The 24,127-nt window shown below is 71.5% G+C and carries 21 protein-coding genes; 6 read left to right on the top strand and 15 right to left on the bottom strand.

The genetic code is table 11. The features are described 5' to 3' along the window. Nucleotides 1–26 precede the first annotated feature (26 nt). Nucleotides 27–797: a glycerophosphodiester phosphodiesterase gene (locus tag AB7J25_RS06435; RefSeq protein ID WP_428506062.1), complete on the top strand. Its 771-nt coding sequence runs from the start codon at nucleotides 27–29 to the stop codon at nucleotides 795–797. A gap of 33 nt (nucleotides 798–830) precedes the next feature. Continuing rightward, entirely contained in the window at nucleotides 831–1,424 is a 594-nt protein-coding gene (locus AB7J25_RS06430) for an SRPBCC domain-containing protein (RefSeq protein ID WP_428506060.1), read from the top strand. 4 nt (nucleotides 1,425–1,428) lie between these two features. Here AB7J25_RS06430 and htpX read toward each other — a convergent pair whose 3' ends face one another. Both htpX and AB7J25_RS06420 read right to left on the bottom strand, forming a co-directional pair. Continuing rightward, a complete protein-coding gene (htpX, locus tag AB7J25_RS06425; RefSeq protein ID WP_428506058.1) occupies nucleotides 1,429–2,292 on the bottom strand; it encodes a zinc metalloprotease HtpX in 864 nt (287 codons plus the stop codon). Nucleotides 2,293–2,334: 42 nt separating this feature from the next. After that, on the bottom strand, nucleotides 2,335–2,823 hold the full coding sequence (locus tag AB7J25_RS06420) for a PaaI family thioesterase (RefSeq protein WP_428506056.1): 489 nt from the start codon (nucleotides 2,821–2,823) through the stop codon (nucleotides 2,335–2,337). A gap of 48 nt (nucleotides 2,824–2,871) precedes the next feature. Between AB7J25_RS06420 and AB7J25_RS06415 the strand changes: the two genes are divergently transcribed. From AB7J25_RS06415 to rarD, 4 genes are all read left to right on the top strand, one after another. Continuing rightward, nucleotides 2,872–3,669 carry an enoyl-CoA hydratase gene (locus AB7J25_RS06415; protein ID WP_428506054.1) on the top strand — a complete coding sequence of 266 codons (798 nt, stop codon included), beginning with the start codon at nucleotides 2,872–2,874 and terminating at the stop codon, nucleotides 3,667–3,669. A gap of 115 nt (nucleotides 3,670–3,784) precedes the next feature. Next, on the top strand, nucleotides 3,785–5,692 hold the full coding sequence (locus tag AB7J25_RS06410; RefSeq protein ID WP_428506052.1) for a 2-oxoacid:acceptor oxidoreductase subunit alpha: 1,908 nt from the start codon (nucleotides 3,785–3,787) through the stop codon (nucleotides 5,690–5,692). A 74-nt stretch (nucleotides 5,693–5,766) separates the two neighbouring features. Continuing rightward, complete coding sequence (locus tag AB7J25_RS06405; protein WP_428506050.1) at nucleotides 5,767–6,840, top strand: 2-oxoacid:ferredoxin oxidoreductase subunit beta; 1,074 nt, start codon at nucleotides 5,767–5,769, stop codon at nucleotides 6,838–6,840. A 132-nt stretch (nucleotides 6,841–6,972) separates the two neighbouring features. Next, the gene (gene rarD, locus AB7J25_RS06400; protein WP_428506048.1) at nucleotides 6,973–7,917 is read left to right on the top strand and encodes an EamA family transporter RarD; all 945 of its coding nucleotides are present in this window, start codon (nucleotides 6,973–6,975) and stop codon (nucleotides 7,915–7,917) included. A 110-nt stretch (nucleotides 7,918–8,027) separates the two neighbouring features. On the opposite strand, the gene AB7J25_RS06395 is transcribed toward rarD, so the two are convergent. From AB7J25_RS06395 to AB7J25_RS06335, 13 genes are all read right to left on the bottom strand, one after another. Beyond that, nucleotides 8,028–9,029, bottom strand: coding sequence for a polyprenyl synthetase family protein (locus AB7J25_RS06395; protein WP_428506046.1), 1,002 nt, complete (start codon nucleotides 9,027–9,029; stop codon nucleotides 8,028–8,030). Nucleotides 9,030–9,057: 28 nt separating this feature from the next. Next, nucleotides 9,058–10,668, bottom strand: coding sequence for an NADH-quinone oxidoreductase subunit NuoN (gene nuoN / locus AB7J25_RS06390; protein ID WP_428506044.1), 1,611 nt, complete (start codon nucleotides 10,666–10,668; stop codon nucleotides 9,058–9,060). Further along, complete coding sequence (locus tag AB7J25_RS06385; protein WP_428506042.1) at nucleotides 10,665–12,266, bottom strand: NADH-quinone oxidoreductase subunit M; 1,602 nt, start codon at nucleotides 12,264–12,266, stop codon at nucleotides 10,665–10,667. Before AB7J25_RS06385 ends, nuoN begins: the two co-directional genes overlap by 4 nt. Next, nucleotides 12,263–14,248, bottom strand: a complete 1,986-nt coding sequence (gene nuoL / locus AB7J25_RS06380) for an NADH-quinone oxidoreductase subunit L (RefSeq protein ID WP_428506040.1) — start codon at nucleotides 14,246–14,248, stop codon at nucleotides 12,263–12,265. The genes AB7J25_RS06385 and nuoL overlap by 4 nt, the downstream gene beginning before the upstream one ends. A 9-nt stretch (nucleotides 14,249–14,257) precedes the next feature. Continuing rightward, nucleotides 14,258–14,557 carry an NADH-quinone oxidoreductase subunit NuoK gene (nuoK, locus tag AB7J25_RS06375; RefSeq protein ID WP_428506038.1) on the bottom strand — a complete coding sequence of 100 codons (300 nt, stop codon included), beginning with the start codon at nucleotides 14,555–14,557 and terminating at the stop codon, nucleotides 14,258–14,260. Then, complete coding sequence (locus AB7J25_RS06370) at nucleotides 14,554–15,417, bottom strand: NADH-quinone oxidoreductase subunit J (protein WP_428506036.1); 864 nt, start codon at nucleotides 15,415–15,417, stop codon at nucleotides 14,554–14,556. The genes nuoK and AB7J25_RS06370 overlap by 4 nt, the downstream gene beginning before the upstream one ends. After that, nucleotides 15,417–15,959: an NADH-quinone oxidoreductase subunit NuoI gene (gene nuoI / locus AB7J25_RS06365; protein ID WP_428506034.1), complete on the bottom strand. Its 543-nt coding sequence runs from the start codon at nucleotides 15,957–15,959 to the stop codon at nucleotides 15,417–15,419. The genes AB7J25_RS06370 and nuoI overlap by 1 nt, the downstream gene beginning before the upstream one ends. After that, entirely contained in the window at nucleotides 15,952–17,244 is a 1,293-nt protein-coding gene (gene nuoH, locus AB7J25_RS06360; RefSeq protein WP_428506032.1) for an NADH-quinone oxidoreductase subunit NuoH, read from the bottom strand. The genes nuoI and nuoH overlap by 8 nt, the downstream gene beginning before the upstream one ends. Continuing rightward, on the bottom strand, nucleotides 17,241–19,763 hold the full coding sequence (locus AB7J25_RS06355) for an NADH-quinone oxidoreductase subunit G (RefSeq protein ID WP_428506030.1): 2,523 nt from the start codon (nucleotides 19,761–19,763) through the stop codon (nucleotides 17,241–17,243). The genes nuoH and AB7J25_RS06355 overlap by 4 nt, the downstream gene beginning before the upstream one ends. Nucleotides 19,764–19,848: 85 nt before the next feature. Further along, nucleotides 19,849–21,165: an NADH-quinone oxidoreductase subunit NuoF gene (nuoF, locus tag AB7J25_RS06350; protein ID WP_428506028.1), complete on the bottom strand. Its 1,317-nt coding sequence runs from the start codon at nucleotides 21,163–21,165 to the stop codon at nucleotides 19,849–19,851. A gap of 87 nt (nucleotides 21,166–21,252) precedes the next feature. Next, a complete protein-coding gene (gene nuoE / locus AB7J25_RS06345) occupies nucleotides 21,253–22,047 on the bottom strand; it encodes an NADH-quinone oxidoreductase subunit NuoE (RefSeq protein ID WP_428506026.1) in 795 nt (264 codons plus the stop codon). After that, nucleotides 22,044–23,363, bottom strand: a complete 1,320-nt coding sequence (locus tag AB7J25_RS06340; RefSeq protein ID WP_428506024.1) for an NADH-quinone oxidoreductase subunit D — start codon at nucleotides 23,361–23,363, stop codon at nucleotides 22,044–22,046. The genes nuoE and AB7J25_RS06340 overlap by 4 nt, the downstream gene beginning before the upstream one ends. After that, nucleotides 23,360–24,046 carry an NADH-quinone oxidoreductase subunit C gene (locus AB7J25_RS06335; RefSeq protein WP_428506097.1) on the bottom strand — a complete coding sequence of 229 codons (687 nt, stop codon included), beginning with the start codon at nucleotides 24,044–24,046 and terminating at the stop codon, nucleotides 23,360–23,362. Before AB7J25_RS06335 ends, AB7J25_RS06340 begins: the two co-directional genes overlap by 4 nt. Nucleotides 24,047–24,127 lie beyond the last annotated feature (81 nt).

The following is a 24,127-nucleotide window of genomic DNA, read 5'->3' as shown; positions in this document are numbered from 1 at the left end:
CGCCCCGAGCGGGGTGACGGCGTGTTATGGGCAGCCTGTTCGGCACCCGCACGGCCGTGCTCGGCCACCGCGGATGCGGCAAGGGCGTGGTCGCGGGCCACGCCGAGAACACGTTGGGTTCCTTCCTCACGGCGGTGGAGCTGGGCGTCGACTGGGTCGAGGTCGACGTCCGGCGCACTGCGGACGACGACCTCGTCGTCGCCCACCACCCCACGGCACCGGACGGCACGTTCTGGGCCGATCTCGGCACGGCGCAGGCCCAGCGCCACGGCGTGCTCGGGCTCGCCGAGCTCCTGGAGGCGCTGCCGCCCGGCGTCGGGGTGAACTTCGACCTCAAGTCCTCCGCCGAGGACGCGCTGCGCGCCCGCGGCGCCACCACCGCGGGCCTGCTCGCACCGGTGGCGGCGCGGGAGGCGCGACGGCGCCCGTCGCTCGTCACGTCGTTCGACGCCGCGGCGCTGGGCATCCTGCGCGAGCGCGCACCCACCGTCCCCCGCGGCATCCTCACCTGGGTGCACTTCCCGATCGGGCAGGCCGTCGCCGCCGCAGGGCACCTGGACGTGCAGGTGCTCGCCGCGCAGTGGAAGTCGCTGCGGCCCAACCACATCGAGGACGAGACGATGCACCGGCCGCTGGAGTACGTCGTCGATCTCGTGCACCGGGCCGGGTGCGAGTTCCTCGTGTGGTGCCCGCCGATCGCGTTCTCGCGCCGCCTGCGCCTGGCGGGGGCGGACGCGCTGTGCGTCAACGACGTACCGAAGTTCCTCGCCGCGAACCTCGCGTCCACGCGGGCCTGACGGGACGGCCGCCCGCACCGGGCTACGGTCCTCGTGCACCCGTACCGGGAGGGACGGCGGTTCACCTACGGCGCCGCGGAACCGCCCGCCGAGGGTCCCAGCTACGCGTTCGAGTTCCTCGTCGAGGTGCGCCAGGGCAGCGGAACGGTGCTGCGGTTCGTGCAGAGCGGCTTCCCCGACGAGGGCTGGGAGGACGAGTACCGCGCCTTCGACGCCGGGTGGGACCTCTTCTTCGCCAACCTCGACACCTACCTGGCGCACTTCGCGGGCCGCCCGGCGGTCACGGTCGTCGCGATGGCGTTCGTCCCGGACGGCGCCGCGGCCGCCCGGCAGGCCCTGCACCGCGGCCTCGGCCTGGCGGCCCACCCGGCCGTGGGCGACCGGGTCACGCTCACCTCCGAAGGCCTCGACCCCGTCACCGGGACCGTGGACGTCGCGACCGCCGAGTTCCTCGGGATCCGGTCGGTCGACGCGCTGCACCGCTTCGGGGCCGAGGGCGGCGACGCGGGCTGCGGCGTGAGCGCCTACCACTACCTGTACGGGGCGGGTACGGACGAGAAGTCGCTGACGGCGGCCTGGCAGGCGTGGCTCGACGGGCTCTTCCCCGCGCCGGCGGAGGCGCAGTAGGGCGTCAGCGCCGCCCGCGCGCCATCTGCTCCAGCCGGCGGATCCGGTCCTGCAGCGGCGGGTGCGTGGCGAACAGCCGCGCCGCGTGCTCGCCGGTGCGGAACGGGCTCGCGATCATCAGGTGCGACTGCGACACCAGCCGCGGGTCGGGGGGCAGCGGGGCGCGCTGCGTACCGTACTCCAGCTTGCGCAGCGCCGACGCGAGCGCGAGCGGGTCGCCGGTGAGGGCCGCACCGCTCGCGTCGGCCTCGTACTCGCGCGAGCGGCTCACCGCCATCTGCACCAGGCCCGCCGCGATCGGACCGAGCACCGCGATCAGCAGCAGCGCGACCGGGTTGGGCCGGTCCTCGTCCGATCCGCCGAAAAGACCCGCGAACATCGCCATGTTCGCGAGGAAACCGACCATCGCGGCGAGCGCCCCGGCCACCGAGGAGATGAGGATGTCGCGGTTGTAGACGTGGGAGAGCTCGTGGCCGAGCACGGCACGCAGCTCCCGCTCGTCGAGCAGCTCCAGCAGGCCGGTCGTGGCGCACACCGCGGCGTGGCGCGGGCTGCGCCCCGTCGCGAACGCGTTGGGTGCGGCGGTGGGGCTGATGTAGAGCCGCGGCATCGGCTGGCGTGCGGCACGTGACAGCTCCCGCACGATGCGGTACATCGCCGGGTGCTCGGCCTCGGTGATCGGCCGGGCGTGCATGGCCCGCAGGGCGAGCTTGTCCGAGTTGAAGTAGGCGTAGCCGTTCATCGCGAGGGCGACGACGAGCGCGACGAGCAGCCCGCCACGACCGAACAGGGACCCCACGAGCAGCACGAGCGCGCTGAGACCCCCGAGAAGCAGGGCCGTCTTCAGCCCGTTGAGGTTCCTGCGCACGTCACTCCCAACGAGCGGGCGCGATCCGCTGTTCCGGGACCTTCAGCCCTCGTGCGCCACGGCCTCGTGCTGCGGGCCCTCCGTGCCGAACCGGGTGAAGTGCTCGCCGGGGACCGCCAGGAACAAACCTCGCGCGCGGGCGGCGAGCGGGCCGTCCGGGGCATCGAGGCGGGCCTCGCCCTCGATGTGCAGCTTGCGCCCCTCGTACGCGACGACCACCGCGTCGAGGTGCACGACCGCGCCCACGGGCACCGGTCGCAGGAAGTCCGTCGTGAGCGAGGCCGTCACCGCGCTCTCGACGTGATGGACCTGCGCGGCGCCGAGGACCTCGTCGAACGCCGCGGCGACGGCACCCCCGTGGGCGATGCCGGCCGCACCCTGATGGCGCTGCTCGACCGTCCAGATCCCGTTGGCACGCCCGCCGGGACCCGTGGTCACCGTCAGCCCGAGACCGCCCGGATCGTCTCCGCAGGCGAAGCAGCCGCTGGACCGCCAGCGCTGCGGACGATCGGTGTGCGTGGGACAGACCATTCGCGCACGGTAACCACGACCGGCTCCCGATTGGCAGGATGCGTGGCCATGACCACCTCGCCGGCCACCTCCCCCGCCGACACCGTCGGCACCGTCCTGCGCGAGACCGTCGGCCGCGTCGCCATCCTGACGGTGTCGAATCCCGCGCGCCGCAACGCCATGGACACCCGCATGGCGCGTCTGCTCACCGACGCCGTCACGACGGCGGTGGCGGACGGTGACGTCGGAGCGGTCGTGATCACCGGCGAGGACCCGGCGTTCTGCGCGGGGGGCAACCTCACCGAGCTCTCCGACGCCGATCCGGCGCGGCTGCGCGCGGTGTACGAGGGGTTCCTCGCGGTGGCGCAGTGCCCGCTGCCGACGATCGCGGCCGTCAACGGGCCCGCGGTCGGGGCGGGGCTGAACCTGGCCCTGGCCTGCGACGTCCGGTTGGCGGGGCCGCGCGCGCGGTTCGACGCGCGGTTCCTGCCGCTGGGCCTGCACCCGGGTGGCGGCTACACCTGGATGGCTCACCGGGCGGTCGGGCCGCAGGTGGCGGCGGCGCTCACGCTGTTCGGGGAGGTCCTGGACGCCGCGGAGGCGCAGCGGGTGGGGCTGGTGCTCCGGGCGGTGGACGACGCGCGCGCGGCGGCGCTGGAGATGGCGACCCGGGCGGCGGACGCACCGCGCACCCTCGCCGTCACGACGAAGGCGACGATGCGCGTCACCGCGCACCTGCAGGCCCAGGTCGACGCGGTGGAGGTCGAGGTGCGGGCCCAGGCGGAGTCGGTGCGCCAGGACGCCTTCCGCGAGCGGCTCGCCGCGCTGCAGGCGAAGATCGCTCGTTCCGACCAGCCGAACGACTAGGTGTGACGTGGGCGGGGCCGCGGGGACACTGTCGGATACCGGGAGTTAATCTCGACGAAGGAAGGCGCCACTCCCGTGGAGCATCTGCACAACGACTCGAGGACTCGAGCACGTCATGACGTCATCGGACACCGCAGCCGATACCACCGACCACTCCGGAGCCGGCGAGCGGAAGGTGGTGGCGCGCGAACGAATCGTCATCCGCTTCGCCGGCGACTCCGGCGACGGTATGCAGCTCACGGGCGATCGGTTCACCTCGGAGACGGCGGCGTTCGGCAACGACCTCTCGACGCTGCCCAACTTCCCCGCCGAGATCCGCGCCCCGGCGGGGACGTTGCCGGGTGTGTCGTCGTTCCAGCTGCATTTCGCGAGCTACGACATCCTCACTCCGGGCGACCGGCCGGACGTCCTGGTGGCGATGAACCCGGCCGCGCTGAAGGCCAACATCGCCGACCTGCCGCGTGGCGGCCTGCTGATCGTCAACACCGACGAGTTCACCAGGCGTAACCTCGCGAAGGTCGGCTACGAGGCGGACCCGATCGAGGACGGGTCGCTGGCCGACTTCCAGGTGCACCCGGTCGCGATGGCCACCCTGACGCGCGGCGCGCTCGCGGGCTCGGGGCTGTCGAAGAAGGACGCCGAGCGGGCGAAGAACATGTTCGCCCTGGGCCTGCTGGGGTGGATGTACCACCGGCCGAGCGAGGGCACCGAGCGGTTCCTGCGGGAGAAGTTCGCCCGCAGGCCCGACCTCGCGGAGGCGAACATCCTGGCCTTTCGGGCAGGGCACGCCTACGGCGAGACCACCGAGTCCTTCGCCGTTACCTACGAGGTGGCGCCTGCCAAGCTGAACCCGGGCACGTACCGCCAGATCACCGGCAACACCGCGCTCGCCTACGGGATCGTGGCGGCCGGGCAGCTGTCGGGCCTGCCGGTGTTCCTGGGCTCCTACCCGATCACCCCGGCGTCGGACATCCTGCACGAGCTGTCCAAGCACAAGGCGCTGGGCGTCACCACCTTCCAGGCCGAGGACGAGATCGCGGGCATCGGCGCCGCCCTGGGTGCGGCGTTCGGCGGGGCGCTGGGGGTCACCACCACGTCGGGGCCGGGCGTGTCGCTGAAGTCGGAGACGATCGGCCTCGCGGTGTCCCTGGAGCTGCCGCTGCTGGTCGTGGACGTGCAGCGCGGCGGCCCGTCGACCGGCCTGCCGACCAAGACCGAGCAGGCCGACCTCCTGCAGGCCATGTTCGGCCGCAACGGCGAGGCCCCGCTGCCGATCATCGCCCCGCGCTCGCCCGGCGACTGCTTCGACGCCGCCGTGGAGTCCGCCCGGATCGCGGTCACCTACCGCACTCCGGTGATCCTGCTCTCCGACGGTTCGCTCGCGAACGGCTCCGAGCCGTGGCGGGTGCCCGAGGTCACGACGCTGGACCGGTTCGATCCGGGGTTCGCCACGAAACCCAACGCCCCGGACGGGTCGGGCGAGTTCTGGCCGTACCTGCGCGACGAGGACACCCTGGCGCGCCCGTGGGCCGTTCCGGGTACGCCAGGCCTGGAGCACCGCATCGGCGGCCTGGAGAAGGCCGACGGGCACGGCGCGATCTCCTACGACCCCGACAACCACGAGCACATGGTCCGCCTTCGCCAGGCCAAGATCGACGGCATCGCCGTGCCGGACCTGACGGTCGACGACCCGACCGGGGATGCCGAGCTGCTCGTCCTGGGCTGGGGCTCGACGTACGGCCCGATCGGCGCGGGTGCGCGGCGGGTGCGCGCGATGGGCCACCGGGTGGCCACCGCCCACCTGCGCCACCTCAACCCGATGCCCGCCAACCTCGGCGAGGTGCTCGCCCGGTACCGCACCGTGCTGGTGCCCGAGATGAACCTCGGACAGCTCGCGCTGCTGCTGCGGGCCCGCCATCTCGTCGACGTCCGCAGCTACACCAAGGTGTCCGGCCTGCCGTTCAAGGCCGAGGAGCTCCAGGACCTCTACCTTGGGTATCTGACGGAGGTGACGGTCGGGTGAGCATCGCAGCGAACTCCGGCGAGCGCGGAGCGCAGCCCGGCCGAGAGCCGACCATCAGCACGGGGGGTGCACGCATGACTGCCATCGACCTGGGTCTTCCCGAGATCGGGGGCCTCGGCGAGGTCCCGACCGCCGAGGCCGGTCAGAACGCCAAGGACTTCACCTCCGACCAGGAGGTCCGCTGGTGTCCCGGCTGCGGGGACTACGCCGTGCTCGCCGCCGTCCGCCAGTTCATGCCGAGCCTGGGCATCAAGCGCGAGAACACCGTCTTCGTCTCCGGGATCGGCTGCTCGTCGCGCTTCCCCTACTACATGAACACCTACGGGATGCACTCCATCCACGGTCGGGCGCCCGCGATCGCCACCGGCCTCGCCACATCGCGCAGGGACCTGTCGGTCTGGGTGGTCACCGGCGACGGGGACGCCCTGTCGATCGGCGGCAACCACCTGATCCATGCGATGCGCCGCAACGTCAACCTGAAGATCCTGCTGTTCAACAACCGGATCTACGGGCTCACGAAGGGCCAGTACTCGCCGACGTCCGAGGTCGGCAAGATCACCAAGTCGACGCCGATGGGGTCGCTGGACCACCCGTTCAACCCCGTCTCGCTCGCCCTCGGCGCCGAGGCCACGTTCGTCGGCCGCGCGATCGACTCCGACCGCAAGGGCCTCACCGCCGTGCTGGCGGCCGCCGCCGACCACCGCGGCATCGCGCTCGTCGAGATCTACCAGGACTGCCCGATCTTCAACGACGGCAGCTTCGACGTCCTGCGCAAGCCGGACACCGCGCCACAGCGGCTCATCCCGCTCCACGACGGCGAGCCGATCCGCTTCGGCCCGCCCGGGGAGGACGGCCTCGGCACCTACGCCGTGGTGCGCGAGGGCTTCGGGCTCACCGTCGCGAAGATCGACGAGATCGACGCGACCGAGATCGTCGTCCACGACGCGGGCGACCTGAACCTCGCATTCGCCCTCTCCCGGCTCTCGGACCAGGAACTCAACCACACCGTCACCGGGGTGTTCCGCCGCGCCCACCGCAGCACCTACGACGACGCCGCGCGGGCCCAGATCGACGCCGCCACCCGAGCCGCGACGGGCGACCTGCAGAAACTGCTCACCGGCCGCGACACCTGGACGGTGGCCGGCTGAGCCTGCCTTCGCGCAACGAGCGGCGCGTTCGTCCAACTGAGTTGGACGAACGCGCCATTCGTTCGTTCGGACGGCCCGGTGCGGTGAGCAGTCTCACCTGACCGGTCCGCCCGGCTCTGTTCTCATGGAGTGATGGCCGTAGCGACATCGTCGTCGACTTCCGCGACGCTGGATCGGCTGGACGGGCGGGGCGTCGCGCTCGCCGTCGGCGCCTACACGATGTGGGGGCTCTTCCCGGCTTTCTGGCCACTGCTCGCCCCCGCCGTTCCCGTCGAGGTGCTGGCCCACCGGATCGCCTGGACGGCGGTGCTCATGGTGGCGGTGCTGTCGGTGCTGCGCGGATGGGGGGCGCTTCGAGCGCTCTCCCTGCGCGGCTGGGCGATGACGACGTCCGCCGCGATGTTGATCGCGGTGAACTGGGGCCTGTTCATCTACGCCGTGTTCACCGGCCACGTCGTCGAGTCCGCACTCGGCTACTTCATGAGCCCGCTGGTCAGCGTGCTGCTCGGGGTGCTGGTGCTGCGCGAGCGGCTGCGGCGGGCCCAGATCGTCGCGCTCGCGCTCGCCACGGCCGCCGTCGTGGTGATCACCGTCGAGAACGGGCGGGTCCCGTGGATCGCCGCGCTGCTCGCACTGACGTTCGGCCTCTACAGCCTCATCAAGAGCACCGTGCCGCTGCCCACCACGGCGAGCCTCACCGCCGAGGGCCTGGTGCTCGGCCCGGTCGCGCTCGGCGCCGTCGTGTGGTTCGAGCTGGCGGGTGGCGGCACGTTCACCGGGTACGGGCTCGGGCACACCCTGCTGCTGATCGCCGGTGGGCCCGTCACGGCGGTGCCGCTGCTGCTCTACGGTGCGGCCGCGCGGCTCGTCCCGCTCAGCACGATCGGCGTGCTCATGTACCTGAACCCGTCACTGCAGTTCCTGTGGGGCGTGCTCGTCGTACACGAGGACATGCCGGCGACGCGATGGATCGGGTTCGTGCTGGTGTGGATCGCGCTCGTGGTGTTCACCGTCGACCTGGTGCGGTACGCACGTGCCACCCGCCCGCGAGTTGCGCATTCCATCGGCGGGAGTTGACGGTTTCGCCGCGGCCCGGGCCTGACGAAAACCGCAACTCGGGCTGACGGGATGCGCAACTCGCGGCCGCGGGAGGCGCAACTCGGGCTGATGAGATGCGGAACTCGCGGTCAGCCCGTGCGGTCCACGACGAACGACGTCAGCGTGCCCAGGGCCTCGGTCGCCGCGCAGACCGGGAGCTTCCCCAGCTCGGCGCGGGCCTCGGCCGCCTGGGCGGCGAGCACGTTCCGGGCCCGCCCCAGGCCCGGTCCGGACCGCAGGAGCTCCAGGGCCTCGCCGACCTCGGCGTCGTCGGAGATCGGGCGGGCGAGAAGGGCCCGCAGCCGTTCCGCCTCCGCCCCGCTCTCCTGCAGCGCGTACAGCATCGGCAGCGTGTGCACGCCCTCGCGCAGATCGGTGCCGGGGGTCTTGCCGGAGCTGGCGGACGGCGAGGCGATGTCGATGACGTCGTCGGAGATCTGGAACGCCGTCCCGATGACGGCGCCGAACCGGCGCAGGGACTCCACCTGCGCCGGCGTGCACCCGGAGAACATGCCGCCGTAGCGGCCCGACGTGGCGATGAGCGAGCCGGTCTTCTCGGCGATGACGGTGAGATAGTGCTCGACCGGGTCCTCGCCCGGCCGCGCTCCGCGGGTCTCCCGCATCTGCCCGGTGACGAGCTCCGCGAACGTCGACGCGATGATCTTCACCGCCTCGGGACCGAGATCCGCGACGAGCCGGGAGGCGTGGGCGAAGAGGAAGTCCCCGGTGAGGATCGCCACGGTGTTGTCCCACCGCGCGTTGGCGCTCTCCGCCCCGCGGCGCATCGTCGCGGAGTCCATGACGTCGTCGTGGTAGAGCGTCGCGAGGTGGATCAGCTCCACCACGGCGGCCGCCGTGATCACCTCCGCGGTCTCCGGCTGCGGCCCGACCTGCGCCGCGAGCAGCGTGAACAGCGGCCGGAACCGCTTGCCACCAGCATCGATCAGGTGCAATGACGTCTCGGTGACGAACCGGTAGTCGCTGTGCACCTCCCGGTGCAGGAGATCCTCGACGCGGTCCAGGCCCGCGCTCGTGGCGGCGGCCAGCCCCGCATCGGCCAGTTCCACCCCGGCAATCGAGTTCGCACTCACCCCGCCAGCCTACGAATCGTCGCCCGCATCAGCTCGCGAACCCACCGCCGGCGGCCCACTCCAGCGCGACGGTCGGCACGATGCCCAGCAGCAACGTGACGATGACGCCCAGGGTGATGGCCGCCGTGGTGAACGCGCCCGGCACGGTGACCGTCGGGCCGTCCGCCGCGGGCTCGCTGAAGTACATGAGCACGATCACCCGCAGGTAGAAGAACGCCGCGATGGCGCTCGCGATGAGCGCGATGACCACCAGTGGCGCCATGCCGTCGTCGAGAGCGGCGGCGAACACCGCGAACTTGGCGGTGAACCCACTGGTGAGCGGGATGCCGGCCAGGGCGAGCAGCAGGAACGTCATCGTCCCGGCGACGACGGGCGACCGCTTCGCGAGCCCGGCCCACTGCGACAGGTGCGACGCCTCGCCCTCGGGGCCGCGGACCAGCGAGATGATCCCGAACACCGCGACCGTGGTGAAGCCGTAGGCGAGCAGGTAGAACAGCGTGCTCGCGATGCCCTGCTCGCTGATCGCCATGGCCCCCAACAGCAGGAAGCCGGCATGGGCCACCGACGAGTAGGCGATCAGGCGCTTGAGGTCGGTCTGGGTGAGGCCGAGGACCGCGCCGATCAGCATGGAGGCGATGGCGATGGCCCACAGGACCCCCCGCCACTCCCAGCGGGTGTCGCCGAACCCGACATGCAGCACGCGCAGGATCGCGGCGAACGCCGCCACCTTCGTGCACGCCGCCATGTAGGCCGTGACCGGTGTGGGGGCGCCCTGGTAGACGTCCGGGGTCCAGGTGTGGAAGGGCCCCACCGAACCCTTGAACATCAGCCCGACGACGAGCAGGGCGAGCCCGCCGAACAGCAGGGTGTCCGAGCGGTCCGAGCCGACGGACGCCGCGGCGATCTCGCCGAGGCGCACCGAACCCGCGTAGCCGTAGAGCAGCGCGACGCCGTAGAGGAAGAACGCGGACGCGAACGCGCCCAGCAGGAAGTACTTCACCGCGGCCTCCTGCGAGAGCAGGCGACGGCGCCGGGCGAGCCCGCACATGAGGTACAGCGGCAGCGAGAGCACCTCGAGCGCGATGAACATCGTGAGGAGGTCGTTCGACGCCGCGAACGTCATCATCCCGCCCAGGGAGAACAGCAGGAACGCGAAGACCTCGGTCTGCATCGTCGGGGCCTGGTCCGGCGATCCGTAGGAGCGCTCCTCGCCCGGCGGCACGCGGGACCCCCCGGACGCCTCCGCCCGCGCCACCGCGGAGGCGACGAACGCCCCGCCCGGCTCGACGGACCGGTCCGCGATGAGCAGCGCGCTCGCGAGGCCCAGGGCCAGCAGGGTGCCCCAGACGAAGAGCGCCGGGCGGTCCACCGCGAGGGTCTGGGCGACGGTGACGACGCCCTCGGGCCCGGCGTTGCCGGCGTAGATCCCGAGCGCGAGACCCGCGACGGCGATCGCCCCGACGGTGAGCGCCACCTGCGCCGGCCAGCGCTGATGGCGCGGAAGGAACGCCTCCACCAGCACCGATGCGCACGCCGCGCCCAGGATGACGAGCAACGGGGCGATCGCGGCGTAGTCGATCGGCGGGACCGCGATCGGGGCGAGCGGCGCCGCCTGGGCCAGGACGGTCAGGGCCGTCATCGGACACCTCCCACGGGGTCGGGGAGACCCACCTCGGTCATCGTGGCCACCGCCGACGGGGTGATCACGTCCAGCACCGGGCCGGGGAAGAACCCGAGCACCAGGATCAGCACGATCAGGGGCGTGAGGACGGCGAGCTCGCGCCGCGACAGGTCCGGGAAGCCGGCCGAGCGCGTGGCCGAGACGGCCGGGTCCAGCATCGTGCCGGGCCCGCCCGCCTTGTCCAGGGCCGCCAGAACCGCCGTGCCGCGCACCGGGCCCTGCATGGTGCGCTGGTAGATCCACAGCACGTAGAGCGCGGCGAAGATGATCCCGACGGTGGCGAGGATGGTGTACACCGGCTCCCGCGGGAAGGACCCGACGAGCACGAGGAACTCGCTCACGAACGAGTTCATGCCCGGCAGCGCGAGCGAAGAGAGCCCGGCCACCAGGAACGACCCGGCCAACAGCGGGGCGAGGCGGTGCACCCCGCCGTAGTCCGTGACCAACCGCGAGCCGCCGCGGGCGATCACCAGGCCGATGACGATGAAGAGCATGCCCGTCGAGATGCCGTGGTTGACCATGTACAGCGACGACCCGGCGAAGCCCTGCGAGGAGAACGCGAAGATCCCCAGCGCGATGAAGCCGAAGTGGGCGATCGAGGTGTAGGCAACGAAACGCTTCATGTCCGTCTGGCCGACGGCGAGCAGCGCGCCGTACAGCACGCCGGCGACGGCGAGCACCAGCACCAGCGGCGCGAGCCGCTGCGACGCCAGCGGGAACAGCGGCAGGCAGTAGCGCAGGAATCCGAACGTGCCGACCTTGTCCAGCACGCCGACGAGCAGGACGCCCGCGCCGACCGGGGCCTCGGCACCGGCATCGGGCAGCCAGGTGTGGAACGGCACGAGCGGCGCCTTGATCGCGAACGCGACGAAGAAGCCGAGGAACAGCCAGATCTGCGTGGACTCCGGCAGCGTCGCGGCCATGGCCTGCAGCTCGCTCCAGGTGAACGTGCCCTGCCCGAGCTCGCGGCCCGAGACGACGAACAGCCCGATCACCGACGCCAGCATGATGAGGCCGCCGAAGAGCGAGTACAGGAAGAACTTCACCGCCGCGTACTGGCGGCGCGGCCCACCGAAGCGGCCGATCAGGAAGTACATCGGGACGAGCATCGCCTCGAAGAAGACGTAGAAGAGGAACACGTCCGTGGCGGCGAAGACCCCGACGAGCAGGCCCTGCGTGGCGAGCAGCAGCGCGAAGAACCCGGCCTCGCTGCGGTCCTCCGGCAGGCGCTCCGTCCAGGAGTACGCCATGACGATCGGCACGAGGACGGCGATCAGCGCGAGCATCACCAGCGCGATGCCGTCGATGCCCAGGGCGAACGACGTGCCGAACGCCGGGATCCACGGCACCGAGAGCTCCAGCTGGAACCGGGTGCCGGCCCGCGCGGCGTCGACGGAGTAGGCGAACCAGGTGGCGGCGGTGAGCGCGAGCGACACGAACGCGACACCCAGGGCGACGGTCTTCGCGGTGCCCGGGCTGCGGTGCAGGGGTGCGACGATCGCGGCGCCGACGAGCGGCACCACCAGCAGGGCGAGGAGCAACACGCCTCCAGTCATGCGAGGGTCACCGCCAGGAGCGCCGCGACGACGATCACGCCGCCGCCGAGCATCGACAGCGCGTAGGAGCGGACGAAGCCGGTCTGCAGCCGGCGCAGGCGCCCGGAGCTGCCGCCGAGCAGGGCCGCGGTGCCGTTGACCACGCCGTCCACGCCGCGGTTGTCGACGAAGACGAGCGCCCGGGTGAGCCAGGTGCCCGGCCGGGCGATGAGGGCCTCGTTGATCGCGTTCGCGTAGAGGTCGCGGCGGGCGGCCTCCACCGGGAGCGACACGGGCTCGGGACGCTCCACCGGGGTGGGGTGGCGTCCGACGGTGAGCCAGGCGATCAGGACACCGAGCGCGGAGAGGCCCACGACCAGCAGCGGCACCGCGGACGCCGGGACCGCCCCATCCGGGTTCACGACCAGCTCGCCGAGGCTCGGGGTGAGCCACCTGATCAGCGCCTCGTGGTAGTGCAGGGCGAAGCCCGCGCCGACCGAGCCGATCGCGAGCACGATCATCGGTGCCGTCATCACCGACGGGGACTCGTGGGGGTGGTACTCCTCGCCGTCCTCGGTGCGCAGGTGCTGCCAGCGCTTCTCCCCGAAGAACGTCATGAGCACCAGGCGGGTCATGTAGAACGCGGTGAGCCCCGCCGCGAGGGTGGCCGTGCCCCCGAACACCCAGCCCTGCCACCCGGGTGCGGTGAAGGCTGCGGCGATGATCTCGTCCTTCGAGTAGTAACCGGACATGAACGGGAAGCCGATCAGCGCGAGGTAGCCCAGGCCGAAGGTCACGAACGTGATCGGCATGTACCGGGCAAGGCCGCCGTAGCGGCGCATGTCCACCTCGTCGTGCATGGCGTGCATCACCGAACCGGCCCCGAGGAACAGGCCCGCCTTGAAGAAGCCGTGGGTGAGCAGGTGGAAGATGCCGAGCGCGTAGCCCGCCGGGCCGAGCCCCACGGCGAGGATCATGTAGCCGATCTGGCTCACCGTGGAGTAGGCGAGCACCTTCTTGATGTCGTCGTAGGCGCAGCCGATGATCGCCCCGATGAGCAGGGTGATCACGCCGACCATGGCGACGACCAGGCGCCCGGTCTCGGTGAGGTTGTAGATCGGGTTGCAGCGGGCGATGAGGTACACGCCCGCGGTGACCATCGTGGCCGCGTGGATGAGCGCCGAGACGGGCGTCGGGCCCTCCATCGCGTCCGGGAGCCAGGCCTGCAGCGGGAACTGGCCGGACTTGCCGCACGCGCCGAGCAGCAGCAGCACGGTGATCGCCACCAGCGTCGCGCCGGAGACCTCGCCGATGCGGGCGAACACGTCGGTGTACTGCAGCGTCCCCAGCTCGGTCCACAGCAGGAAGATCGCGATGGCCAGGCCGACGTCACCGACCCGGTTCATGAGGAACGCCTTCTTGGCCGCCGTGGCCGCGGACGGGCGATCCTGGTAGAAGCCGATCAGCAGGTACGACGCGAGGCCCACACCCTCCCAGCCGAGGTAGAGCATCACGAAGTTGTCGCCGAGAACGAGCACCAGCATCGCCGCGACGAACAGGTTCAGCTGGGCGAAGAAGCGCCGCCGCGCCGAGGCGTTGTGGTTCGGATCGTCTGCATGATCACCGGAGTGGGGAGCCATGTAGCCGACCGAGTAGATGTGGATCAGCGACCCGACACCGGTGATGAGCAGCACGAACGTCAGCGACAGCGGGTCGATCCGCAGCCCGAAGTCGATGTTCAGACCGGCGACGGAGAACCAGTCGTAGACCGTGAGCTCCCGGGTACGCGCGTCCGGTGCCAGCCCGAGGGTCTCGAAGAAGATCGTCAGGCCGACCACGAAGGACGCGACGACGGTCGTGACGCCGAGCAGGTGTCCCCACCGGTCGGCCCGGTGGCCCGCGAGGAACAGCACGAGCGCGCCGAGCGCGGGCAGCGCCACCAGCAGCCACGCGAGCCCGGCGGCGCCGGTCGCCGGCTCCACGGCCGGCAGTACCTCGTTCACGGGGAGCTCCTAGTACTTGAGGAGGTTGGCGTCGTCGACCGACGCGGACCGGCGGGTGCGGAAGATCGACATGATGATCGCGAGGCCGACCACGACCTCGGCCGCGGCGACGACCATCACGAAGAAGGCCATGACCTGGCCGTCCAGGGTGCCGTTGATGCGCGAGAACGTGACGAGGGAGAGGTTCACGGCGTTGAGCATCAGCTCGATGCACATGAACACGACGATCGCGTTGCGGCGCACCAGCACCCCGACGGAGCCGATCGCGAACAGCAGCGCCGAGAGCAGCAGGTAGTACGTGGGCGTCATCGGTCCTGCTCCCCCGGGGTGGGGTCGGCACCGTCGACGCTGCCGTCGGTCTCCGGCCGGGACCGTCCGGTGAGGGCGTGCGGATCGTCCTTCGCCGGGTGGTAGCGCTCGATCTCCCCGACCGGCGTGGAGTCGATGATCTCCGAGAGCGACTTCTCGGCGACCGAGCCGTCCGGCAGCAACGCGGGCACGGCGACGGAGTTCGCCGTGGCGAACACGCCGGGGCCGGGCAGCGGGGAGACCTGGTCGTGCTCGCCGCGCAGCCGGGCGGTGACGGTGGCCCGCTGGCCGCGCTTGGCGTGCCCGGAGGTCTGCGAGTACGCCAGCACCATCGCGCCGAGGGCGGCGGTGATGAGCAGCGCCGAGGTGAGCTCGAACGGGAAGAGGTAGTCCGTGAAGATCAGCCTGCCCAATCCGGTGACGTTGCCGTTGCTGCCGGCCGCGCCCGCGGCGAGCCCGGCGGGCGTGACGGCGGTGAGCGAGCGGGCGATCGCCGCCACCAGCAGCACCGCGAGGCCGATGCCCAGCAGCAGGGCGGCGAGCCGCTGGCCACGCAGGACCTCGACGACCGAGTCCGAGCTGTCGCGCCCGACGAGCATGAGCACGAACAGGAACAGCATCATCACCGCGCCGGTGTAGACGATGATCTGCACGAAGCCGAGGAACGGCGCCTGCTGCACCATGTAGAGGACCGCCAGCGAGAACATCGTGGCGATCAGGCAGAGGGCGGAGTGCACGGCGTTGCGGGCGAGCACCATGCCGAGCGCCCCGGCGAGGGCGAGCGGGCCGAGGATCCAGAAGACGACGGCCTCACCGGTGGAGACGACGTCCCCCTGCGCGGCCTGAGCGAGCACGAGCATTACTTCACCTGCTCCCCGACCGGATCGCCCTTGGCGCCGGAGCGCGCGAGCTCGGGGCCGTTGACGTAGTAGTCCTGCTCGTTGTCGCCCAGCAGCATCGGGTGCGGCGGCTGCTCCATGCCCGGCAGCAGCGGTGCCATCAGCTGCTCCTTGGTATAGATCAGGTTCTGGCGGCTGTCGTCGGCGAGCTCGTAGAAGTTCGTCATCGTGAGCGAGCGTGTGGGACACGCCTCGATGCACAGCCCGCAGCCGATGCAGCGCAGGTAGTTGATCTGGTAGATGGCGCCGTAGCGCTCGCCCGGGGAGTAGCGCGCCTCCTCGGTGTTGTCCCCGCCCTCGACGTAGATCGCGTCGGCCGGGCAGGCCCAGGCGCACAGCTCGCACCCCACGCACTTCTCCAGCCCGTCCGGATGCCGGTTGAGCTGGTGGCGCCCGTGGTAGCGGGGCGCGGCGGGCGGGAAGTTCTCCGGGTACTCCTCGGTGACGACCTTCTTGAACATCGTCCCGAAGGTGACCCCGAAGCCCTTGAAGAACTCAAACATTCTCGATCTCCGATTTCGACGGGGCCGCTGTCGAGACTGTCGACGCTGTCGACGAAGCAGACGCGCGGAGCCGGTGCCGCGCGGGCGTGGGGACCTCGAGGTCCAGCGGGGGCACCGGGTAGTCCGAGACGAACTCGACCTCGGCGGACCGCGTGGGCTTGTCCGGCACCAGGAAGGCGACGACCAGCACGACCGCGAGCACGATCCCCAGCACCACCAGCAGGGTGGACAGGTCCCCGCCCTCGCTGTTGCGGTAGGTGCGGATCGCGAAGATCGTCAGGATCCACAGCAGGCTGATCGGCACCAGGGCCTTCCAGCCCAGCCGCATGAACTGGTCGTAGCGCATGCGCGGCAGCGTCCCCCGCAGCCAGATGAACACGAACAGGAAGATCGCGACCTTCGCGATGAACACCGCGAACTGCACCCAGCCGTTGTGGAAGAAGTCGAGGTTCGACAGCGGCCACGGGGCCATCCCGCCGCCGAGGAACAGCGCCGTCGCCATGGCCGAGACCGTGACCATGTTGACGTACTCGGCGAGGAAGAACAGCGCGAACTTCAGCGAGGAGTACTCGGTGTGGAAGCCGCCCACCAGCTCCGACTCGGCTTCCGGCAGGTCGAACGGAGCCCGGTTCGTCTCCCCCACCATCGCGATGACGAACACGACGAAGCTCGGCAGCAGCAGCCAGACGTACCAGCCGGTCTGCTGCGCCTCGACGATGTCCGCCGTGGACAGCGACCCGGCGTAGAGGATCACCGCGACGATCGACAGGCCGAGCGCGATCTCGTAGGAGATCACCTGCGCGGCGCTGCGCAGCGCCGCGAGCAGCGGGTACGGCGAGCCCGACGCCCAGCCGCCGAGCACGATGCCGTAGACGCCGATCGAGCTGCACGCGAGCACGACGAGGACACCCACGGGCAGGTCGACCAGCTGCAGCACCGTCGGCTCGCCGAAGATCGACACCTCGCCGCCGAACGGGATGACCGAGAAGGCGACGAACGCCGGGATCGTCGCGATCACCGGGGCGATGAAGTACACCGGCTTGTCGGCGAGCACCGGCATGATGTCTTCCTTGAACGCGAGCTTCAGCCCGTCCGCGAGGCTCTGCAGCCAGCCGTTCGGGCCCACCCGGTTCGGACCGGGACGCTGCTGCATCCGGCCCACCACCTTGCGCTCGGCGTTGATCATCACCAGTGTGAGCACCACGCCGACGGCGAACAGCGCCACGACCTTGAGGATGATCAGCCAGAGCGGGTCGTCCGCCAGCAGCTGCTGCGTGTGTGTCACCGGGTCACCCCCACCAGATCACCGTGGCCGACCCCGAGCGTGACCTGCACCTGCGAGCCCGCGGAGTGGGCCGGGAGCCACACCACGCCGTCCGGGAGGTCGGCGAACACCACCGGCAGCGTGATCGAGCCATGCTCGGTCGAGATCGTCGCGGGCTCGCCCTCGACGAGCCCCAGGACCCGCGCGGTGGCCGCGTTCACCCTGGCCAGCGGCGGGCGCGCGGTGCCCGCGAGCGCGGGTTCGTCGATCCCGAGGCTGGAGGAGTCCAGCAGCTGCCGCCAGGTGGCGAGCACCGCCTGGCCGTAGCCGGGCCGGAGCGGCTCGGCGGCCGGGACCGACGGCGATGCCGCGGGCGGGCCGGAGCGGGTGCCGAGGCGCTCCAGCTCCGCGGCGGCAGCGGCGGGCGTCTGCGTGAAGATGTCGACGTCCATCTCGACGGCGAGCGTGTCCAGCACGCGGCAGTCCGGGAGCACGCCGCTCGCGTCCAGCGCCGGGCCGAACGGGCGGTGGCGGCCCTCCCAGTTCACGTAGGTACCGGAGCGCTGCGCGTCCGGGGCCACCGGGAGCACGACGTCGGCCCGCTCGGTGACGGCCGAGGCGTGCATCTCCAGGCTCACCAGGAACCCGACGCGGTCCAGCGCCGCGATCGCGGTGGCCGGATCGGTCAGGTCGGCGGGGTCCACCCCGCCCACGACGAGGCCCGCGAGCTCCCCCGCCGCCGCGGCGGCGAGGATCTCGTCCGTGCTGCGGCCGGGGTTCTCCGGCAGGGTCTCGACACGCCAGGCCTGCGCGACCTCCGCCCGCGCCGCGACGTCCGTGACGGCGCGCCCGCCCGGGAGCAGCGTCGGCAGGGCACCCGCCTCCAGCGCCCCGCGGTCGCCCGCCCGGCGCGGCACCCAGCCGATCACCGCGCCGGTGCGCTGCCCCAGCCCCGCCACCGCCGAGTACAGGCCCGGCACGACCGCCGCCCGCTCCCCGACGAGGATGACCCCTCCCCCGGTGAGGGCCTCCACCACGTGGGGTGCGACGTCCGCCAGATCCCGCAGGACGATCGCCTCGGCACCCGGCACCGCGGGCACCAGGTTGTCCTTCGCGACCACGTCCGCCGCGCCCAGCGTCTGCGCCGTCCTGAGCACCGCGGGGCTCGACCACTGCGAGAGGTGGAACACCTTCTGCCCGTGCTTGCGGGCCGCCTTGCGCAGCCGCAGGTAGACGATCGGCGCCTCCTCCTCCGGCTCGAGCGCGACGAGCAGCACCGCGGGCGCTGCCTCCAGCCGCGTGTAGCTCAGCGTCTCCGGGCCGCGCCCGACGACGTGCGCGGCGAGGAACTCCAGCTCCTCAGCCGACCCGGTCGATCCGGTCGACCCTGCCGAGCCGGGGCGGGCGCGGAAGTCCACGTCGTTCGTGCGCAGCGCCACCCGCGCGAACTTCGCGTACGCGTAGGCGTCCTCGATCGTGAGCCGCCCGCCGGGCAGCACGGCCACGCCGGCCGGGACGTGCTTCCCGATCCCCGGGGCGCTGCCGGCGGCGTCGCGGGCCGCCGTGAGACCGGCCGCCGCGGTGGCGAGCGCATCGGTCCAGGAGGTCTCGACCAGCCGGCCGTCCTCACCGCGCACCATCGGCCGCGTGATCCGCTGCGGCGAGGAGAGGTAGCGGAAGGCGAAGCGCCCCCTGTCGTCGAGCCACTCCTCGTTGACCTCGGGGTCGTTGCCTGCGAGGCGGCGCATGACCGTGCCGCGCCGCGAGTCGATGCGGATCGCGGCGCCGCCTGAGTCGTGCTCGCTCACCCCGGGCGTCGACACCAGGTCGAACGGCCGCGACCGGAACCGGTACGCCGCACTCGTGAGCGCCCCCACGGGGCAGATCTGGATCGTGTTGCCCGAGAAGTAGCTCTGGAACGGCTTGTCCTTCGCCGTGCCGATCTGCTGCTGCGCGCCGCGTTCCAGCAGCTCGATGAACGGGTCGCCCGCGATCTCCTCGGAGAACCTCGTGCAGCGCTGGCACAGCACGCAGCGCTCCCGATCCAGCAGGACCTCGGTCGAGATCGGAATCGGCTTGGGGAAGGTGCGCTTGACGTCGACGAACCGGGAGTCCGCGCGACCCGACGTCATCGCCTGGTTCTGCAGGGGGCACTCGCCGCCCTTGTCGCAGATCGGGCAGTCCAGGGGGTGGTTGATGAGCAGCAGCTCCATCACCCCCTCCTGCGCCTTCTTCGCCACCGGGGAGGTGTGCTGGGTCTTGACGACCATGCCGTCCGCGACCGTCATCGTGCAGCTGGCCTGCGGCTTGGGCATGGGCCGACCGCCCATCTCCACCTCGACCAGGCACTGGCGGCAGGCCCCGGCGGGATCGAGCAGGGGATGGTCGCAGAAGCGCGGGACGATGATGCCCAGCCGCTCGCAGGTGCGGATGAGGATCTCGCCCTTGGGGGCGTCGACCTCGATGCCGTCGATGGTCAGCCGCACATGCCCCTCGGGCACCGGGCGCGCCGTGTCGGGCTTGTCGGGGGCGATCGTCATGCCGTGGCCTCCGTCGAGAACGACGTTGTGCTGATCAACAGGGCCTCCGGGCATGCGTAACGTCGTTCTCGACGGCAGCGGACGGTCATGCGGGCGCTCCGGTCAGCTCGGCCAGCTGGTCGGGGTGGGCCACCGAAGGCTGTGCGGTACAGAGGTCAAGGAACTCCTGGCGGAAGTACTTGATCGCGCTGGTGATCGGGCTCGTCGCCCCGTCACCGAGGGCGCAGAACGACCGGCCGAGGATGTTGTCGCAGATGTCGAGCATGGTCTCCACGTCGGCCTCGGTGCCCTGGTGGTGCAGCATCCGCTCCAGGATCTGGATCAGCCAGTAGGTGCCCTCCCGGCACGGGGTGCACTTGCCGCAGGACTCGTGCTTGTAGAACTCGGTCCACTTCATGACCGCCCACGGCACCGATACCGTCTCGTTGAAGATCTGCACGGCCGTGGTGCCCAGCATCGAGCCCGCGGCGGCCGCACCCTCGAAGTCGAGGGGAACGTCCAGGTGCTCGGCGGTGAACAGCGGGGTGGACGAGCCGCCCGGCGTCCAGAACTTCAGCGGGATGCCGTCCTTCATGCCGCCCGCCAGCTCCAGCAGCTGGCGCAGCGTCGTACCGAGCGGTGCCTCGTACTGGCCCGGCTTCTCCACGTGCCCGGACAGCGAGTAGATCTTCGGGCCCGGGGAGCGCTCCGTGCCCATCGACCGGAACCACTCGCTGCCGCCCAGGACGATGTCGGGCACCGACGCGATCGTCTCGACGTTGTTCACCACGGTCGGCGAGGCGTACAGGCCCGACGTGGCCGGGAACGGGGGCTTCAGCCGGGGCTGGCCGCGGCGCCCCTCCAGGGAGTCCAGCAGCGCCGTCTCCTCGCCACAGATGTACGCCCCCGCGCCCGCGTGCACGACGATGTCGAGGTCGAACCCGGTGCCGAGGATGTCGCGGCCCAGGTAGCCGGCGCGGTAGGCCTCCTCGACGGCGTGGCGCATGCGGCGGATCGGGTGCAGCGCCTCGCCGCGCACGTAGATCGCGCAGAAGTTCGCACGGATCGCGTAGCTCGTGATGATGCAGCCCTCCACCAGGGAGTGCGGGTCGGCCATCATCGTGGGGATGTCCTTGCAGGTCCCGGGCTCGCCCTCGTCCGCGTTGATGACGAGGTACTTGGGCTTCGCGCCCGCGCCCGTCGGGCCCTGTGGGATGAAGCTCCACTTGAGCCCGGTCGGGAAGCCTGCACCGCCGCGTCCGCGCAGCCCCGAGTCCTTCACCAGCTGGATCAGCTGGTCGGGGTCGCGGCCCAGAGCCTCGCGGATCGCGCGGTAGCCGCCCGTCTCGGTGTAGGTCTCGAGCGTCCACGACGTGGGCGACGCCCAGCGCCGCGTCAGGACCGGCGTGATCGGGTCGGGCACGTCAGCTCCTCGATTCGCTCGTCGCGGCCGGGCGCGGGCCGGGTCGGCGGCACCGCGGTGCGCCGGACGACGACGTTGCCGGCGGGATCATGTGCTCTTCTCCGGGAGGGCGGGCGGGTTCTCGGGCATCGCCGGGGCGGACCAGCCCCGCTCGGCCGCGAGCTCGGTGCCCCGCAACGTCTCCGGCGCCAGCGACGACCCGGCGACGCTCGCGTCGAGGTCCGGGAAGATCCCCGCCAGCTCCAGCTCGACGGTGCGGAAGTCGGTCAGCGGCGCACCGCGTGTGGGGTGCGGCTTCTCGCCCCGCTGCAGCGCGTTCACGAGCTCCTCGGCCGAGTCGACGTCCTGGTTGTCGAAATACTCGTAGTTGACCTGGATCACGGGTGCGAAGTCGCAGGCCGCCAGGCACTCGGCGTGCTCCAGCGTGATCGAGCCGGTGCTGCCGGGCTCCCCCGCCGTCTCCTCGTGGCCGACCCCGAGCTTGTCCTTCAGCCGCGCGTAGACGGCGTCGCCGCCCAGCGCCGCGCACAGCGTGTTCGTGCAGACGCTCACGAGGTGCTCGCCGCACGGGGTGCGCTTGTACATCGTGTAGAACGTCGCGACCGCCGAGACCTCGGCGGTGGTCAGCTCCAGCGCCTCGGCGCAGTACCGGATGCCGTCCTGGCTGACGTGGCCCTCGACCGACTGCACCAGGTGCAGCAGCGGCAGCAGCGCCGAGCGGGACTGCGGGTAGCGGGCGATGATCTCCTTGACCCGCTGCCGGGTGAGCTCGTCGAACACCGGCGGCGCGGGGCTCTGCTGCGCGGGGCCGCCCCAGACCACCTCCTCCGGCGCCACCGGGGCCGGGGCGTTCATCTCGGGGTTGCCCTCCGGGAGGGTCATCGGTCCACACCACCCATCACGGGGTCGATCGACGCGACGGCCGCGATGACGTCCGCGACCATGCCGCCCTCGCTCATCGCCGGCATCGTCTGCAGGTTCACGAAGCTGGGCTCGCGCACGTGCACCCGCAGCGGCCGGGTCCCGCCGTCGGAGACGAGGTGGTAGCCGAGCTCGCCGCGCGGCGACTCCACCGCCACGTACACCTGACCGGCCGGCACCGAGAAGCCCTCGGTGACCAGCTTGAAGTGGTGGATCAGCGACTCCATCGACTGGCCCATGATCTTGCGGACGTGTTCGAGGGTGTTGCCCATCCCGTCCGCGCCGATCGAGAGCTGCGCCGGCCAGGCGATCTTCTTGTCCTCGACCATCACCGGGCCCGGAGCGTCCTTCATCTTCTCCGCGGCCTGCTCGATGATCTTCAGCGACTCGTGGATCTCCTGCAGGCGCACGCGGAACCGGGCGTAGCAGTCGGCCTCGGTGGCCACCGGGACCTCGAAGTCGTACTCCTCGTAGCCGCAGTACGGCTCGACCTTGCGCAGGTCCCACGGCAGGCCAGCGCTGCGCAGGATCGGGCCGGTGGCGCCGAGCGCAAGGCAGCCGTCGACCGGCAGGAACCCGACATCCTCCATCCGCTCGCGCCAGATCGGCTGCACGGTGAGGAGCCGGTCGTAGTCGGGCAGGCGCTCGCGCATCAGCGCGACGAAGTCGACGACCCGCTGGTGCCAGCCGTCCGGGAAGTCCTGCGCGAGCCCGCCCGGCCGGACGAAGGCGTTGTTCATCCGCAGGCCGGTGAGGAACTCCATGAGGTGGAGCACCTCCTCACGCTCGCGGAACCCGGCCGTCATGCCGGTGAGCGCGCCCAGCTCCATGCCTCCGGTGGCCAGGCACACCAGGTGCGAGCCGATCCGGGTCAGCTCCATGAGCAGGACCCGCCCGATCGTCGCCCGCCGCGGCGCCTCGACGCCGAGCAGCTTCTCCACGGCGAGGCAGTAGGCGGTCTCGTTGAACAGCGGCGCGAGGTAGTCCATCCGCGTCACGAACGTGACGCCCTGGGTCCAGGTGCGGAACTCGCAGTTCTTCTCGATGCCCGTGTGCAGGTACCCGATCACCGACCGGGCCTGCGTCACCGTCTCGCCCTCGAGCTCCAGCACCAGCCGCAGCACCCCGTGCGTGGACGGGTGCTGCGGGCCCATGTTGATGACGATGCGGTCGTCGTGCTCCTCGTCGATGAGGGTGTCCCAGTCCCCGCCGGTGACGGTGTAGACGGGCCCCTCGGTGGTGAGGCGCTCCGAAGCGGGCGCTGCCGGACGCGTCACGTGTACGACCTCCGCTGATCGGGCGGCGGGATCTCCGCCCCCTTGTACTCCACCGGAATCCCGCCGAGCGGGTAGTCCTTGCGCTGGGGATGGCCGTCCCAGTCGTCCGGCATGAGGATGCGGGTCAGCCCCGGGTGGCCGTCGAAGACCACGCCGAACATGTCCCACGTCTCGCGCTCGTGCCAGTCCGCCGTCGGGTAGACCTCGACGATGCTGGGGACGTGCGCGTCGTCGACGTCGACGGCGACCTCCAGCCGGATGCGGCGCCGGTAGGTCATCGACAGCAGGTGGTAGACGACGTGCAGCCGCTGCGGCACGTCCGCCCCGTAGTCGACGCCCGAGACGCTGGAGCAGAGCTCGAAACGCAGCGCCTCGTCGTCGCGCAGTGTGCGGCACAGCTCCAGGAGCCGCTCCCGTGCCACGTAGAACGTGATCTCGCCGCGGTCGACCGTGACCTGCTGCACCTCGCCGGCGAGCCCCTGCTCGGCCAGGGCGTCCGTGAGATCGTCCGCGAGATCGTCGAACCAGCCGCCGTAGGGCCGCTCGGCGGGCGCCGGCGCGTAGCCGGGCAGCCGCAGCCCGCCGAACCCGGACGTGTCGCCCGAGCCGGAGACACCGAACATGCCCGTGCGCGAGCGCGCCGGGGGCGCCACCATCCGGGTGCCGCCCTCGGCCGCGACCAGGTCGCCGCCCGCCTGCTCCGGCGTGCCCGCCTGCGCGTTCCCGCCGTCCGGGGTGTCCTGCCCGCCGCGGTCGGCCGACGA

The organism is Pseudonocardia sp., assembly GCF_050246655.1.
Taxonomy (GTDB): domain Bacteria; phylum Actinomycetota; class Actinomycetes; order Mycobacteriales; family Pseudonocardiaceae; genus Pseudonocardia.
Note: the sequence above shows the minus strand (reverse complement) of the source record. Positions and strands in the feature narration are given on the sequence as shown.